Annotated in this window: 14 protein-coding genes; 3 read left to right on the top strand and 11 right to left on the bottom strand. The window is 67.0% G+C overall.

The annotated features are described in order from the left end of the window. A complete protein-coding gene (pgaC, locus tag AC5P5S_RS07270) occupies positions 1-1257 on the top strand; it encodes a poly-beta-1,6-N-acetyl-D-glucosamine synthase (RefSeq protein ID WP_062607438.1) in 1257 nt (418 codons plus the stop codon). Continuing rightward, a complete protein-coding gene (gene pgaD / locus AC5P5S_RS07265; RefSeq protein ID WP_005410359.1) occupies positions 1254-1724 on the top strand; it encodes a poly-beta-1,6-N-acetyl-D-glucosamine biosynthesis protein PgaD in 471 nt (156 codons plus the stop codon). The genes pgaC and pgaD overlap by 4 nt, the downstream gene beginning before the upstream one ends. A gap of 135 nt (positions 1725-1859) precedes the next feature. Here pgaD and AC5P5S_RS07260 read toward each other — a convergent pair whose 3' ends face one another. The 11 genes from AC5P5S_RS07260 to AC5P5S_RS07210 form a co-directional block, all read right to left on the bottom strand. After that, entirely contained in the window at positions 1860-3131 is a 1272-nt protein-coding gene (locus AC5P5S_RS07260) for a glutamate-5-semialdehyde dehydrogenase (RefSeq protein ID WP_005410360.1), read from the bottom strand. Beyond that, a complete protein-coding gene (proB, locus tag AC5P5S_RS07255) occupies positions 3128-4285 on the bottom strand; it encodes a glutamate 5-kinase (RefSeq protein WP_043035348.1) in 1158 nt (385 codons plus the stop codon). Before proB ends, AC5P5S_RS07260 begins: the two co-directional genes overlap by 4 nt. 11 nt (positions 4286-4296) lie before the next feature. Beyond that, positions 4297-4560, bottom strand: a complete 264-nt coding sequence (locus AC5P5S_RS07250) for a YciI family protein (protein ID WP_005414003.1) — start codon at positions 4558-4560, stop codon at positions 4297-4299. Beyond that, positions 4560-5855 (bottom strand): argininosuccinate lyase, encoded by a 1296-nt coding sequence (gene argH / locus AC5P5S_RS07245; protein ID WP_005414004.1) that lies wholly within the window; start codon positions 5853-5855, stop codon positions 4560-4562. The genes AC5P5S_RS07250 and argH overlap by 1 nt, the downstream gene beginning before the upstream one ends. A 20-nt stretch (positions 5856-5875) precedes the next feature. Further along, the gene (gene argC, locus AC5P5S_RS07240) at positions 5876-6829 is read right to left on the bottom strand and encodes an N-acetyl-gamma-glutamyl-phosphate reductase (protein WP_049395390.1); all 954 of its coding nucleotides are present in this window, start codon (positions 6827-6829) and stop codon (positions 5876-5878) included. Next, positions 6826-7428, bottom strand: a complete 603-nt coding sequence (locus AC5P5S_RS07235) for a GNAT family N-acetyltransferase (protein ID WP_049418141.1) — start codon at positions 7426-7428, stop codon at positions 6826-6828. The genes argC and AC5P5S_RS07235 overlap by 4 nt, the downstream gene beginning before the upstream one ends. 3 nt (positions 7429-7431) lie before the next feature. Further along, positions 7432-8760, bottom strand: coding sequence for an acetylglutamate kinase (locus AC5P5S_RS07230; RefSeq protein WP_005410366.1), 1329 nt, complete (start codon positions 8758-8760; stop codon positions 7432-7434). A gap of 25 nt (positions 8761-8785) precedes the next feature. Beyond that, positions 8786-9874, bottom strand: coding sequence for an acetylornithine deacetylase (locus AC5P5S_RS07225; RefSeq protein WP_062607442.1), 1089 nt, complete (start codon positions 9872-9874; stop codon positions 8786-8788). Positions 9875-10025: 151 nt separating this feature from the next. Next, positions 10026-11222, bottom strand: a complete 1197-nt coding sequence (locus tag AC5P5S_RS07220) for an argininosuccinate synthase (protein ID WP_005410368.1) — start codon at positions 11220-11222, stop codon at positions 10026-10028. A 119-nt stretch (positions 11223-11341) separates the two neighbouring features. Further along, complete coding sequence (locus AC5P5S_RS07215) at positions 11342-12352, bottom strand: N-acetylornithine carbamoyltransferase (protein WP_005410369.1); 1011 nt, start codon at positions 12350-12352, stop codon at positions 11342-11344. Between the two features lie 334 nt (positions 12353-12686). Then, complete coding sequence (locus AC5P5S_RS07210; protein ID WP_024958440.1) at positions 12687-13250, bottom strand: glycine zipper 2TM domain-containing protein; 564 nt, start codon at positions 13248-13250, stop codon at positions 12687-12689. Between the two features lie 187 nt (positions 13251-13437). Between AC5P5S_RS07210 and cysS the strand changes: the two genes are divergently transcribed. After that, entirely contained in the window at positions 13438-14814 is a 1377-nt protein-coding gene (gene cysS / locus AC5P5S_RS07205; protein ID WP_062607445.1) for a cysteine--tRNA ligase, read from the top strand. The last annotated feature ends 4 nt before the right edge of the window (positions 14815-14818 follow it).

Below are 14818 nucleotides of genomic sequence, written 5' to 3'. Positions count from 1 at the left end.
ATGGACATGCACCCGCTGCTGCAGGTCCTGTTCCAGTTCGCCTTCTACTACCCGATGGTGATGGCGTTCTTCTGGATGTCGGGCGGCCTGTATTACTACTTCCGGCGCGAACGCCATTCGCGCCCACGCAACGACCCGCCGCTGATGGTCGATCCACCGTTCGCGAGCCTGTTGATTCCCTGCCACAACGAGTCCCCGAACCTCGACGACACACTCGGCGCGGCGCTGGCACAGCGCTATCCGGCCGACTACGAGGTGATCGCCATCGACGATGGCAGCAGTGATGACACCGGCGCCCGGCTCGACGTGCTGGCGGCGAAGCATCCGCGGCTGCGCGTGCTGCACCTGGACCGCAACCTCGGCAAGGCCAACGCGCTGCGCATGGGTGCGCTGGCGGCCCGCTCGGAGTACCTGGTGTGCATCGATGGCGATGCCATGCTGGAGGAACACGCCCTGCACTGGATGGTCTGGCACCTGGTCAGCGGCAACCGCGTCGGTGCGGTCACCGGCAACCCGCGCATCCGCAACCGTTCCACCCTGCTTGGACGCCTGCAGGTGGCCGAATTCTCCTCGATCATCGGCATGATCAAGCGCGCGCAGCGCGTGTACGGGCGCATCTTCACCATCTCCGGAGTGATCGCAGGCTTTCGCCGCACCGCCCTGCACCAGGTCGGCTGGTGGTCGGACGACATGGTGACCGAGGACATCGACATCAGCTGGCGCCTGCAGCGTGCGCATTGGGACATCCGCTACGAACCCAACGCGCTGTGCTTCATCCTGATGCCGGAAACGCTGAAGGGTCTGTGGCGGCAACGGCTGCGCTGGGCGCAGGGTGGCGTGGAAGTGATGCTGCGGCATGCGCGTTCACTGCTGCACTGGAAGGAACGGCGCATGTGGGGCGTACTGCTGGAGTACGTGCTGAGCGTGATCTGGGCCTACACCATGTTGTTCATCGTGGTGCTGTGGGTGCTGGGCAAGCTCATCGACGTACCGCCGCAGCTGTACATCGCCAGCCTGCTGCCGCAATGGCATGGCGTGATCCTGGCCCTGGTCTGCCTGATGCAGTTCGCCAGCAGCCTGATCATCGACCGTCGTTACGAAACACAGATTGGACGCAACTACTTCTGGGTCATCTGGTACCCGATGGCGTACTGGCTGATCAGTCTTTCCACCACCCTGGTGGCGTTGCCGAAGACCCTGCTGCGCCGTCGCAGCAAGCGCGCCACCTGGACCAGTCCCGATCGGGGGATCCGATGAACGCACAACGCCCGTCCAACCGCTTCGACTCGCGGATGATTCGCAAGCCGCATCGCCAACCACGCTTCCAGCGCACCGCCTGGGGCTTCGTCACCCTCGCGTTCTGGGGGTTCTACTTCTACCTGTGGGCACCGTTGGTGACCCTGTTCTCGTGGCTGATCGGCGGCCAGCTGGCCTGGCAGCAGCTGTACGAACGGCAAAGCCAGTTCGACCCCTATGTGCTGGTGGCACTGCCGCTGATGCTGCTGTGTGCCAGCGTGCTGCTGATCGGCTGGGCCGAGTACAACCGCGCGCGCTTCCGTGGCCACGAGCGACGCCTGCCGCGACCGCTGGCCAGCCTCAATGAAGTCGCGGCCGATCTGGGTGCCAGCACCGGCCTTGCCGAGCGCCTGCTGGGCTGCAAGGCCGCCACGCTGCACATGGACGATCACGCGCGGCCGATCGGTATCCGCCGCGAGGTGGTGTGACGCCCCGGTAGTCGCCGACCCGGGTCGGCGCTTGCTTGGGTAGCTGCCGACCCTGGTCGGCGCTTGGGCCTGGTGGGCGCCGACCTTGGTCGGCACCGGGGTCTACCGCGAAGGGCATCCGCGCATCGCGTGGATCTACTTGCGCGTCTGCCCTTCACCGCGCACGACGAATCGTTCGACGGTGAGTGCTTCCAGGCCCATTGGGCCGTACGCATGCAGGCGCGTGGTGGAAATGCCGATCTCGCTGCCCAGGCCCAGCTGTCCACCGTCGGAGAAGCGCGACGAGGCATTGACCATCACCACCGCCGAGCGCAGTGCGTTGACGAAGCGCTCGGCATGGCCGGCGTCTTCGGTGACGATCACTTCGGTATGGTCGGAGGTATAGGCACGGATATGCGCGATGGCCGCATCGAGGTCGTCGACCACCCGCACGGCCAGCACCAGGTCGAGGAACTCGGCAGCGTAGTCGTCTTCGCTGGCGGCGGTGCTGCCCGGCAGCAGCGGCTGCGCGTTCGTGTCGGCGCGCAGCTCCACGCCACGCTCACCGAGCGCCTGCGCCACGCGCGGCAGGAAGGCTTCGGCCACATCACGATGCACCAGCAGGGTTTCCAGCGAGTTGCAGGCCGACGGACGGCTGCACTTGCCGTCCACCAGAAGGTCGATGGCTTTGCCGAGGTCGGCGCTGGCATCCACGAACAGGTGGCAGACACCCTTGTAGTGCTTGATCACCGGCACCCGCGCATGCTCGGAAACGAAGCGGATCAGGCCTTCGCCGCCGCGCGGAATCGCCAGATCGATCAGTTCATGCAGCTGCAGCAGCTCCAGCATTGCTTCGCGGCGCAGGTCGGTCAGCACGGTCACTGCCGCCGCCGGTACGCCATTGGCCTGCAGGGCGACGGCCAGCGCCTGGGCGATGGCGGTGTTGGAGTGGACCGCTTCGGAACCACCGCGCAGGATCACGCCATTGCCGGCCTTCAGGCACAGCGCAGCCGCTTCGGCGGTCACGTTCGGGCGCGCCTCGTAGATCATCGCGATCACGCCCAGCGGCACGCGCACCTTCTGCACGCGGATGCCGTTTGGACGCACATCGTCGCGGGTGATCTGGCCGACGGGATCGGGCAGCGCGGCGACCTCACGCACGGCTTCGGCCATCGCGAACAGGCGTGCCGGGTCCAGCGCCAGGCGGTCGAGCATGGCACTGCCAATGCCTTTCTCGCGCGCAGCGGCAAGGTCGCGCGCATTACCGGCCAGGATCAGCCCGGCATTCACTTCCAGTGCCTGGGCCATTGCCAGCAGCAGCGTGCGGCGCGCCGCACTGTCGAGGCCGGCAACGATCTGGGCCGCGTCACGGCAGGCACGCGCCTGCGCTTCGATTTCGCTCATCGGGGAGTCCTTCAAACCGGTCATGGCAGCACCAGATCGTCGCGATGGACGACACTGCCACCGTAGTTGTAGCCCAGCACGGCCTCGATGTCGCGCGAATGGCGGCCGGCGATCCGGCGCACATCATCGGCCGCGTACTGGCTGACGCCGCGCGCCACGCAGACGCGGCCCTGTGGCGCGTTCCAGCACACCTGCACCATGTCGCCACGGCGGAACATGCCCTCCGCGCCGGTGATGCCGCCGGGCAGCAGCGAGGCGCCCTTCTCGCGCATCGCCTGCGCCGCGCCGGCATCGATCACGATCGCTCCCTCGACCAGCGGCGCGTGCCGCAGCCAGTGCTTGCGGGCCGCCTCACGGCTGCGCGCGGCGTGGATACGGGTACCGAACAGGCGGTCCTGGGCCAGCGCGCGTACCACGTCACCGCTGCGGCCATTGAACAGATAGGTTTCGATGCCGAGACGACCCGCCTTCGCTGCCGCTTCCAGCTTGGTCCGCATGCCGCCGGTACCGGCGCGCGAGCCGGCGCCGCCGGCCATCGCCAGCACCTCGTCACTCAGTTCCGGCACGTCGTGCAGCGGCCGCGCGTCGGCCACGGTGCGCGGGTCGGCGCTGTACAGGCCATCGATATCGGTGGCGATGAACAGCGCATCGGCATCGACCAGCGCCGCCACCGTCGCCGCCAGGTTGTCGTTGTCGCCAAGCTTGAGCTCGTCCACCGACACGGTGTCGTTCTCGTTGACCACCGGCAACGCGCCCAGCCGCAGCAGTTCGTTGAGCGTGGCGCGTGCGTTGAGGTAGCGGCGGCGGTTGCGCAGGTCGTCATGGGTCAGCAGCACCTGCGCCACCGGGCGCTCGAAGAAGCGCTGCCAGAGCCCGATCAGCTGGGCCTGGCCGAGCGCAGCCAGCGCCTGCCGCGCCGCCATCGCCGCGCCAGGCTCATCGGCCCGCGGCAGGATCGCGCGCCCGGCAGCGACCGCGCCGGAAGACACGATCACCACCTCGCGCCCGGCCAGGACATTGGCCGAGACGAACTGCGCCAGGCCCAGCGCGTGGCGTGGTGACAGGCCGCCGCCATCGGCTGCCAGCAGGCTGCTGCCGACCTTCAGCACCGCACGCCGCCATGGCGGCAGCGCTTGTTCGGGGAACGGCGAGGCGACGTTGGCAGCGTGCGGGATCATCGGTCAGTGTCTCAGCGGGTGTTCCATTCGTGCACGGTCAGCTCGGAGGCCTGCATCGTCACCAGCGGATCGGTGGCGACGATGGCCTGCGCCTGCGCCAGGCTGTCCACGTTGCACAGCACATAGGCGCCACCACTGCCGTCGGCGAAACCACCGGTCAGCTGCAGCTTGCCCTGCGCCTGCAACGCATCGAGGAAATCGCGGTGCGGCTGCACCGCTGCATCGTTGAAGTCCGGCCGGCGCATCGCCATCACCAGGTAGACAGTGCCCGCCATCAGGACAGCGCCTGCCAGCGCGCGCGCAGTTCGTCCAGGCGCAGGTCGGCGGCCGAACCCGGCGACACGCGCGCGGCGAGGCTGCCTTCCGGGGTACGCCCCTGCCCTGCACTGTCGGCACCGGCCGCAGCGGCCTTGTAGGCCTCACGGAACGGCACGCCGGCCACGGCCGCTTCCACCGCCACGTCGGTGGCATACATGCCCGAATCGATGGCCGCACGCAGCTTGTCGTCACGCCATTCCAGGTTGGCCAGCAGCGCCGGCAGCAGCTCCAGCGCGGCCAGGCCACGGCCGAAGCCGTGGAAGATGGCACCCTTGGACGACTGCAGGTCGCGGTGGTAGCCCGACGGCAGCGACAGCAGCTGCTCGATCTCGGTGCGCGCTGCGGCGACGCTGGCGTGGGTCGCACGCATCAGCTCGATCACGTCCGGGTTGCGCTTGTTGGGCATGATCGAACTGCCGGTGGTGTACTGCGCCGGCAGCGCGACGAAGCCGAACTCGGCGCTGGTGAACAGCGACAGGTCCCAAGCGATGCGGCGCAGGTCCAGCGTGGCACCACCGAGCGCTTCCAGCGCGGCCAGCTCGAACTTGCCGCGCGACAGCTGTGCGTAGATCGGCGAGATCTGCATGCGCGCGAAACCGAGCGCGGCCGTGGTGTGTTCGCGGTCCAGCGGCAGGTTCACGCCGTAGCCGGCAGCCGTGCCGAGCGGATTGGCATCGACCAGCGCATGGGTGTCACGCGCGCGGATGGCATTGTCGATGAAGGCCTCGGCCCAGCCCGCCCACCACATGCCGGCCGAGGACACTACGGCGCGCTGGATGTGGGTGTAGCCGGGAATCGGCAGGTCCTTCTCGGCCTGTGCGCGGTCCAGCGCGACCTTGGCCACTTCGGCGCTGAGCTGTGCCACGCGCTGCAGCTTCTCCTTCAGCCACAGGCGGGTGGCGACCAGGATCTGGTCGTTGCGGCTGCGGCCGGTGTGGATCTTGCGGCCGGCATCGCCGAGGCGTTCGGTCAGGCGCGCTTCGATCGCCGAGTGGCCATCCTCATACTGGGTATCGAGCACGAAGCGGCCTTCGCGGAAGTCCTGCGCCAGCACCTCCAGTTCGCGCAGCAGGCCGTCCAGCTCGTCGGCACTGAGGATGCCGATGTGCTGCAGGCCTTGTGCATGTGCGGCGCTGGCGGCGATGTCATGCAGGAAGAACTCGCGGTCGAGGATCACGTCGTCGCCGGCGAGGAAGGTCTGGATCTGGGCGTCGACAGCGACGCCGGGCTTCTGCCAAAGAAGGTCTGCCATGGGGGCTCCGGAAGGCGTGTTCAGTGCGGGATGGACATCAGTTCATCGATGCCCAGCGCGAGGTTGAGGTTCTGCATGGCCTGGGTGGCCGCGCCCTTGAGCAGGTTGTCCAGGGTCGCCACCACGACGACCCGCTTGCCGCCCGGCGCGAGCGTGAAGCCACCGACCTGGGCACCGTGTCGGCCGGCGATGCGACTGACCCACGGCGCGTCATCCACCACGTCGATCAGGGGTTCGCCGGCATAGGCCTGCTGGAAGCGCTCGACGATCTGTTCGCGGGTCTGCACGCGGTTCAGCCACAGGTTGGCGGTAAGCGTGATGCCCCGGAAATGCGGCGCGACATGTGGCATGAATTCAACAGCCACGCCCAGCTGCACCGACACCTCGCGCTCGTGCACGTGGTTGGTCAGCGCGTAGGGCATCAGGTTGTCGGCCAGCAGTTCGACGTTGTTCTTGTCCGACGGCGTGGTACCGGCGCCGGAGTAGCCGGAGACACCGAAGCACTGCGGCGGACCGGCCAGCAGGTCCAGCAGCGGATGCACCGCCAGCTGCATCGCCGTGGCATAGCAGCCCGGGTTGCTGATGTGCTTCTGGCCGTTGTAGCGGCCGCGGGTCAGCTCCGGCAGGCCGTAGTACCAGCTGTTGTCGAAGCGATAGTCGGCCGAGAGATCGACGATGACGGTGTCCGGCTTCGCGGCTTCCAGCGCAGCCACGAACGGTGCGGCCAGGCCATTGGGCAGGGCCAGGATCACTGCGTCCACACCCTTGGCCGCCACCGCGTCGGCGTCCAGGTTCTCGTACTGCAGATCGCCCTGGAATTCCGGGTGATGGTCGGACAGGCGCTGCCCGGCGCGCTCGCGCGAGGAGACGAAAGCCAGTTCCAGCCGCGGATGGGCGGCCACCAGCTTGATCAGCTCGGCACCGGTATGGCCGCGGGCACCGACGATGCCAAGGGTAAAGGTCGAATCGTTCATGCGTGGCTGTCCAGGCGGTACTGCAGGTGGCGCTTCACGCCCTGCCATTCCGCATCGATGATGGAGAAGATGACGGTGTCGCGCGGCGTGCCGTCGGCATGCCGCTTGTGATTGCGCAGCACGCCGTCCTGCTTGGCGCCGAGGCGGGCGATGGCAGTGCGCGAGGTGGCGTTGAACCAGCTGGTTTCCAGCACCACGCTGATGCAGCCCAGCGTTTCGAAGGCGTGCTGCAGCAGCAACAGCTTGGCTTCGGTGTTGGCGCCGGTACGCTGCACGCGCGGCGCATACCAGGTGTAGCCGAGGCTGAGTTTCGGCACACCGGCATCCATGTCATAGAAACGGGTACTGCCGACGATTCCGCCAGCCGCATCACGGATCACGAACGGCAGCACCTTGCCTTCGCTCTGCGCCTGCAGCGCGGCCCGCACATAGGTCTCGGCCTGTTCCGGCGACGGCACCTGGGTGTACCAGAGCTGGTCCAGGCCGCTGCCTTCAAGCGCATCGCGCAGGCCGGGCACGTGTTCCATCTGCAGCGGCTGCAGGGTTACGTGCTGGCCGCGCAGGGTAGGAACCGTGTTCCAGGCATCGAGGTTGCTCATTGCTCAGCCCTGCAGGCTCGGGGTGCGCTGCGCGCAATGATCGACATAGGTCTTGATCCGGTCGATGCCATCGGCACCGAACCAGAATACCTTCCAGTGGTCCTGCTTGTAGCAGCCGTCGGATTCGGCGTAGTAGAAGTGATTGATCGGGTTGCCATGGCGCGAGCGCCAGAACAGCTGCGGCGTCTCTTCCAGCATCACGTTCCAGACCGCACGGCCCAGGCCCTCGCCCTGCGCGTCGTCGAGCACGGCGAACTTGTCCAGGTACACGCCCTCTGCCTCGTCGGTGAGGATGACCGCGGTGCGGTAGTTCTCGCTGACGTAGGCGCGCAACAGCTTGGTCTTCTCGAAATAGTCCGGCACCAGCGCGCGGCCGAAGCTGGATTCGATCAGGCCCTTCAGGCGCGGCAGGTCCAGTTCGTTCCAGGCGGTGGCGCGCAGCACCTTTTCACCCTTGCGCACCAGCGTGCCCGAACCCTTGTGGGTGAACAGTTCCTTGGCCAGGTCGGCCGGGCGCGTGATCGACACCGACGATTCCAGCGGCAGGCGGTCGAGCAGATCCTTGATCTGTTCGATCTTCACCTTCATGCCGCCGTGGATCCACGGCTGCGCGATCAGGTGGTCGTACTCGGTGGACAGGTTGATCGAATCGATCACGTTGCCCGCCTCGTCCAGCAGGCCGCCCGTGCCGGTCAGGAAGATGATCTTGTACGGCTGCAGTTCCTGTACCAGCTCGTTGGCGGCGAAGTCGGCGTTGACGTTGAGGATCTGGCCGCCGGCGGTCTCGCCCAGGCTGGTGATGACCGGGATCGAGCCGGCGCGCAGGCTGGCCTCGATCGGTGCCAGGTTGACCTTCTTCACCTCGCCGACCAGGCCGTAGGTATCCACATCCAGGTACTCGGCTTCGAACACGCCGCCGGTGATCGAGGTGGCGCGCGCGCCGTTCTGCTGCAGCGCCTCGACCAGCCGCAGGTTGGACTGCTGGAACACCCGGCGCACGATCGCCAGCGCTTCCGGCGAGGTCACGCGCAGGCCGTTCACGGTCTGCTTCTCGATGCCGGCGGCCGACAGTTCGGCATCCAGCTGCGGGCCGGCGCCGTGCAGCACGATCGGGGTCAGCCCGACTTCCTGCAGGAACGACAGCGAAGAGGTCAGCGCGTCGAGGTCGTCGCGCAGCACCGCGCCGCCGACCTTGACCACGGCGAAGCGCTTGGCATCCAGCTGCGAGAAGCGCTTGAGGTACTGGCTGATCTCCTTCGCGCTGGCCATGCTGGAAAGCAGGCGCACGATGGTCTGGCGGGTCTGGCGATGGGGCTGGAGGGCAGGAGACATTTCGGTTTCGTCGGAAAGGGAAGAATCAGGCGCCGGCGGCGATGATGCGGTGCACGGCGTCGGTGTAGCGCTGCAACTGCTCCAGCGTCACGAACTCATCGGCGGTGTGGGCCTGGGCGATGTCACCCGGGCCGAACACCAGCGTGGTGTAACCACCGGCCGAGAACAGCGAGGCCTCGGTCCAGAAGTCCACCGCGTTGCCGATCGGCAGTTCCAGCGCATCGGCCACGTCACGTGCCAGCAGGCGGCGGTTCTCGGCTTCGGCGATGTCGCCGGCCGGCAGGCTGGGGCCACGGAAGGTTTCGGTGAACAACGCCGCTTCCGGCTCGGCGAAACCGGCGAAGGTGGCCAGCAACGCGTCGATGTTCATCGACGGCAGCGGCCGGAAGCCGAAGCGCACTTCAGCAGCGGGCGCGATCATGTTGGCCTTGATCCCGCCTTCGACGCGGCCGATGTTGAAGCGCAGGCCCGTCAGCCCACCGAAGCGCGCCGAAGCCAGCGATTCCACATGGTCCAGCGCGCGGTTGCCCCAGCGCATCGCCTGGTGCAGCGCGCTGGCAGCCGCATCCTGCTTGCCCGAGGCGTGCCCTGCACGACCGGCGAACTGCATCAGCACCGAGCTGATGCCGCGATGCGCCAGCACCGCTTCGCTCATGGTCGGCTCGGCCACCAGCACCGCGTCGTACGGAATGCCGCGGGCCAGGAACGCGGCGATGCAGCGCGGATCGTTGGCTTCTTCATCGCTGGAGAACAGGAACGCGGCATCACCATCGCTGGCATTGGCCGCAGCCACCAGTGCAGCGGCCGCGCCCTTGATATCACACACGCCCAGGCCGACCACGCGGTCGTCCAGGCGCCGCATCACATGCGGGTCCGCACTCCAGTGCGGCGAGTCCGGCACCGTATCCAGGTGCACGTTGAACAGGTACTTCGGCGTACCACGCACGGCGTACAGGCTGACCGCGCCCGCGCCATGGTCGATCACCTCGACGTTGAAGCGGGGCAGGTTCGCGCGCAGGTAATCGAAGATGCCACCGGTGGTGATCGCACGCGGCGGGTTGCGGGTGTCGAAAGACACCAGGGCCTGCAGGTGATCGAGCGTCTGTTCAAGCATGTGTCTGAATATCCGTAGGGTTCGAAATCGGTAGTGCCGGCCGCTGGCCGGCTCCGCAATGATCCAGCCGTGCCACGAGCCGGCCAGCGGCCGGCACTACCCTCCATCGACGTTGCGAGGCGCCGGCCAGCGGCCGGCACCCCGTCACAGGTCAACCACGATTGACCTGCGCATAGACAGTGGAGCTCATCCCGAACAGCTTGATGAAGCCTTCGGCCTCTTCCACGCCCCAGTCGGCCGACTGCGCGTAGGTGGCGCCCTTGGTGTTGAGCAGGTGCGGCGACTTCACCGCCACTGCATCGACGCGGCCACCGCGGGTTTCCAGCACCACTTCGCCGTTGACCTTGGCCTGCGAGGACTTCAGGAAGGCTTCGATGTCGGTCTTCAGCGGGTCGTGGTAGAAGCCTTCGTACACCAGCTCCACCCACTTGCGCGCCACGTCCGGCTTGAAGCGGTTCTGCTGCTTGGTCAGCACCGCATCTTCCAGCGCGCGGTGTGCGGCCAGCAGCGAGACCAGGCCCGGGGCCTCGAACACGATGCGGCCCTTCAGGCCGATCACGGTGTCGCCGGTGTACACGCCGCGACCGACGCCGTACGGGGCGAACAGCTTGTTGAGCTGGGCCAGGATCTGGTCGCCCGGCAGCGCCTTGCCGTTCAGTTCAACGGCTTCGCCTTCAACGAACTTCAGGGTGACGGTCAGCGCCTGCTCCGGCCACTCGCTGCGCGGTGCGCACCAGCCACGGGCGCCCTCGCCCGGGGCTTCCCAACGGTCGATCTCGCCGCCGGACATGGTCAGGCCCAGCAGGTTCTCGTTGATGGTGTAGGCCTGCTGCTTGGCGCGCACGCCGAAGCCGCGCTCTTCCAGGTACTTCTGCTCGTAGGCGCGGGTCTGGGTGTGTTCCTTCTGGATCTCGCGGATCGGCGCGATGATCTGGTAGTCACCCAGCGCCTTCACGGCCAGGTCGAAGCGGACCTGGTCGTTGCCCATGCCGGTGCAGCCGTGGGCGATGATGTTGGTGCCCAGTTCGGCGGCACGCTTCAGCGCGGCATCGACGATCAGGTAGCGGTCCGAGACCAGCAGCGGGTACTGGCCCTGGTAGCCTTCGCCGGCCCACACGAACGGCTTGACGAAGCCTTCCCAGATGGCCGGGCCACCGTTGACGGTGACGTGGCTGGTCACGCCCAGTTCGGCGGCGCGCTTTTCGATGAAATCGCGCTCTTCATCATCCACGCCGCCGGTGTCGGCGAACACGGTGTGCACGTTGTAGCCGCGCTCCTGCAGGTACGGCACGCAGAAGCTGGTATCCAGGCCGCCGGAGAAGGCGAGAACGACGTCTTTGTTGCTCATGGGAGTCAGGTCCACTTGGGGGATGGGAATTCGGTAGAGCCGACCGTTGGTCGGCTGGAATGTTGGATGCGCCGCTGCGGGAGCAGCCGACCAACGGTCGGCGCTACCCCTTGTTCGATCTAGCGCCCGGCAACCGCCGCCATGATCGCCTTCTGCACGTGCAGGCGGTTCTCGGCTTCGTTGATGGCGATGCACTGCGGCGAATCCATCACCGCGTCGGTGGCCTTCACGTTCCGGCGCAGCGGCAGGCAGTGGCTGAACACACCGTTGTTGGTCAGTGCCATCTTCCGCTCGTCCACGATGAAGTGCTTGAACTGGTCGCGGATCGGCTTCTCCGGCTCCCAGTTGCCGAAGAACGGCAGCGCGCCCCAGCTCTTGGCGTAGACCACGTCGGCGCCGGCGTAGGCGCTGTCGATGTCATGGCTGATCTTCAGCGAACCGCCGCTCTCGGCCACGTTCTGCTCGGCCCAGCCCATGTAGCGATCGTCGAGGATGTAGTCGGCGGTCGGGCACAGCAGGGTCACGTCCATGCCCATGCGGGTGGCGATGGTCAGTGCCGAGTTGGCCACGGCGGTGTTCAGCGGCTTGGGGTGGTAGGTCCAGGTCAGCACGTACTTCTTGCCACGCAGGTCCTGGGTGCCGAAGTGCTCCTGCAGGGCCATGACGTGGGCCAGTTCCTGGCACGGGTGGGTGATGGTCTCCATGTTGATGACCGGCACCGGCGAATACTTGGCGAAGCTGTTGAGGACGATGTCCTGGCGGTCGTAGGCCCAGTCGATGAACTTGGGGAACGCACGCACGGCGATGATGTCGCAGTAACGGCCCAGCACCTTGGCCACTTCCGCAATGTGTTCTTCGGTATCGCCGTCCATCACCGTGCCGAGGTTGAACTCGATCGGCCACGCATCCTTGCCCGGCTGCAGCACCACCGCGTGGGCGCCGAGCTGGAACGCGCCCAGTTCAAAGCTGGTGCGGGTGCGCATGGAGGGGTTGAAGAACACCAGCGCGATCGACTTGCCCTTGAGCTGGTCGCCGAGCTTGTTGCGCTTGAACAGCGCGGCCTGGGTCAGCAGCGCGTCAAGATCGCTGCGGCTCCAGTCCTGGGTGTTCAGGAAGTGCTTGGGGGACATCATCTTTCCTTGCGTGGCGGCGCCGGGTTCGACGCGGTGGAAGGGAAAAGCAGGAAGCAAAGGTGGATCGAAAAGGTTGCAGTTGCAGCTTTCAGCACATGCATTTTTGAAGCGCGGAAACGAAAAAACCCAGCCGGCGGGCTGGGTTTTTTTCGGACGAACAGCAGAAAGCTCCGGTTACCCAGCGAGGATGTGGGGTTCCGGTCGACGCGCACGCGAGGTCATGCCCGACGCCTGTCGGGCTGCGCTGCTGTCGTGCTGGAAGTCGGTGAGCTTCATGGCCGCCAATCTTTGCATGCGGCCGGGGCCGACGCAAGGGGCCGGGGTCGCAGAATCAGGGATTACCGGCGGCGCCCTGCTCGGGGCCGACCCAGGGGGTGATCGAAACCCGGATCTTCAGCCGGTTGCCGGGGTCTTCCGGCAGGCGCGACCGGTACTTGGTGCCCTTGTAGACGTAATCCACGTCATAGGCGATCGGCCGGCGGAATTCACGCCCGACCGGCACGATGCGGCAGTCGCGGGTCAGCATCGGGCCGTTGTTGGCCGGTGCCGGGGCAGGCGTCTCGGCGGCGGTCTCCTCGGAGACCTCTTCATCGCTGCGCTTGAACATCGAGCGCACCGAGTCCCAGAAGCGGCTGATCCGGCCCTTGTCCTCGACCGGCTCTTCACCGGTGACGTTGACCGGGGCCAGGGTGCGGGTCGAGATCGGCTCGCAATGCTCCTCGGTGCGGGTCGCGCGCAGGGTCTGGAACACCGGCTCGACGTTCAGCACCTGCGCATAGTCGAACTTCACGTTCTCGACGATCACCACCCGGTTGCGCGGCTCGGCCTCCTGCGCCTGGGCCACGGCGGCCGTCGCCGACAGGCAGGCCAGGGTCAGCAACGCGGTGGATTTCAGTGGCGACGGGAGCAAGGACACGGCAATAGTGTAGGCAGTGACGAGCGCAAGGGGCTGAACATTACCCGTCCACGCCGCTCCTGCCCACCCCACCTTGGGTGGAGCCGGCGTCCACCGGTGGCAATCGGCGCCCCAAAGCGGGCCGACACGTTCTAAAATCACAGGCTTGTCCCCCAGCCACAGCCCCATGACCCTGCGCCTGCACAACAACCTGACTCGCCAGCTCGAACCGTTCACCCCGCTCGATCCGGCCTGTCCGACCCTGTATGTGTGCGGCCCCACGGTCTACAACTACGTGCACATCGGCAACGCCCGTGGCCCGGTGGTGTTCGGGGTGCTGGCCGATCTGCTGCGGCGGCGTTTCGGTGGCCTGCGCTACGCGCGCAACATCACCGACGTGGACGACAAGATCAACACCGCTGCACGCGAGCAGGGGGTGCCGATCAGCACCATCACCGACAGGTTCGCCGCCGCCTACCGTGAAGACATGGCCGCGCTGGGCGTGGTGCCGCCGGACATCGAGCCGGAAGTGACTGCGCACATGCCGCAGATCATCACCATGATCGAGCAGCTGATCGCCAATGGTCATGCCTATGCCGCCGAAGGCCATGTGCTGTTCGCGGTGGCCAGCTTCGACGGCTACGGCAAGCTCTCGCGACGCGATCCGGAAGAGATGCTGGCCGGCGCCCGCGTCGATGTCGCCCCCTACAAGCGTGATCCGGGCGATTTCGTGCTGTGGAAGCCGTCCAGCGACGACCTGCCCGGCTGGGAATCGCCCTGGGGCCGCGGCCGCCCGGGCTGGCACATCGAATGCTCGGCGATGGCGGCCGCCCATCTGGGCGAGACCATCGACATCCATGCCGGCGGTGTCGACCTGCAGTTCCCGCACCACGAGAACGAGATCGCGCAGAGCGAATGCGCGCATGGCGGCAGGATCTTTGCCCGCTACTGGCTGCACAACGGCATGCTCAACTTCGGCGGCGCCAAGATGAGCAAGTCGCTGGGCAACATCGAGCGCGTACACGACCTGGTGCGCCAGCATCCGCCGGAAGCGCTGCGTCTGGCCCTGCTGTCGGCCCATTACCGGCAGCCGCTGGACTGGTCCGATGGCCTGATCGAGCAGTCGGTGCGCACCCTGGACCGCCTGTACGGCACGCTGCGCGAGCTGGCGTCGATCGAAGCCAGCGCGGTGATCCCGGCCAGCGTCGAGGCGACCCTGGATGACGACCTGAACACCCCGCAGGCGCTGGCCGAAGTGGCCCGCATCGCCGCCGATGCACGCCGCGCCACCGACCCGGCCGAACAGGCACGGCTGAAGGGCGAGCTGCTCGGCGCCGGCCTGGCGCTGGGCCTGCTGCAGGCCGATCCGGCGCAGTGGTTTGGTACCGCTGCGGGCGATAACGGCGACGATGCCCGCATCCAGGGCCTGATCGACGAGCGTGCAGCGGCCAAGAAAGCGCGTGATTTCGCCCGTTCCGATGCCATCCGCGACCAGCTGGCCGCCGAAGGCATCGTGCTGGAAGACACCCCGCAGGGCGTGCGCTGGTCGCGCAAGCGCGGCTGACCTG

The sequence above is a fragment of the Stenotrophomonas sp. YJH_SMC_54 genome (assembly GCF_059368435.1).
Note: the sequence above shows the minus strand (reverse complement) of the source record. Positions and strands in the feature narration are given on the sequence as shown.

What these genes read in the sequence shown, in the direction of transcription:
- pgaC (WP_062607438.1), top strand. Translation starts at nt 1, where the DNA reads ATGGACATGCACCCGCTGCTGCAGGTCCTGTTCCAGTTCGCCTTCTAC.
- pgaD (WP_005410359.1), top strand. Translation starts at nt 1,254, where the DNA reads ATGAACGCACAACGCCCGTCCAACCGCTTCGACTCGCGGATGATTCGC.
- AC5P5S_RS07260 (WP_005410360.1), bottom strand. Translation starts at nt 3,131, where the DNA reads ATGACCGGTTTGAAGGACTCCCCGATGAGCGAAATCGAAGCGCAGGCG.
- proB (WP_043035348.1), bottom strand. Translation starts at nt 4,285, where the DNA reads ATGATCCCGCACGCTGCCAACGTCGCCTCGCCGTTCCCCGAACAAGCG.
- AC5P5S_RS07250 (WP_005414003.1), bottom strand. Translation starts at nt 4,560, where the DNA reads ATGGCGGGCACTGTCTACCTGGTGATGGCGATGCGCCGGCCGGACTTC.
- argH (WP_005414004.1), bottom strand. Translation starts at nt 5,855, where the DNA reads ATGGCAGACCTTCTTTGGCAGAAGCCCGGCGTCGCTGTCGACGCCCAG.
- argC (WP_049395390.1), bottom strand. Translation starts at nt 6,829, where the DNA reads ATGAACGATTCGACCTTTACCCTTGGCATCGTCGGTGCCCGCGGCCAT.
- AC5P5S_RS07235 (WP_049418141.1), bottom strand. Translation starts at nt 7,428, where the DNA reads ATGAGCAACCTCGATGCCTGGAACACGGTTCCTACCCTGCGCGGCCAG.
- AC5P5S_RS07230 (WP_005410366.1), bottom strand. Translation starts at nt 8,760, where the DNA reads ATGTCTCCTGCCCTCCAGCCCCATCGCCAGACCCGCCAGACCATCGTG.
- AC5P5S_RS07225 (WP_062607442.1), bottom strand. Translation starts at nt 9,874, where the DNA reads ATGCTTGAACAGACGCTCGATCACCTGCAGGCCCTGGTGTCTTTCGAC.
- AC5P5S_RS07220 (WP_005410368.1), bottom strand. Translation starts at nt 11,222, where the DNA reads ATGAGCAACAAAGACGTCGTTCTCGCCTTCTCCGGCGGCCTGGATACC.
- AC5P5S_RS07215 (WP_005410369.1), bottom strand. Translation starts at nt 12,352, where the DNA reads ATGTCCCCCAAGCACTTCCTGAACACCCAGGACTGGAGCCGCAGCGAT.
- cysS (WP_062607445.1), top strand. Translation starts at nt 13,438, where the DNA reads ATGACCCTGCGCCTGCACAACAACCTGACTCGCCAGCTCGAACCGTTC.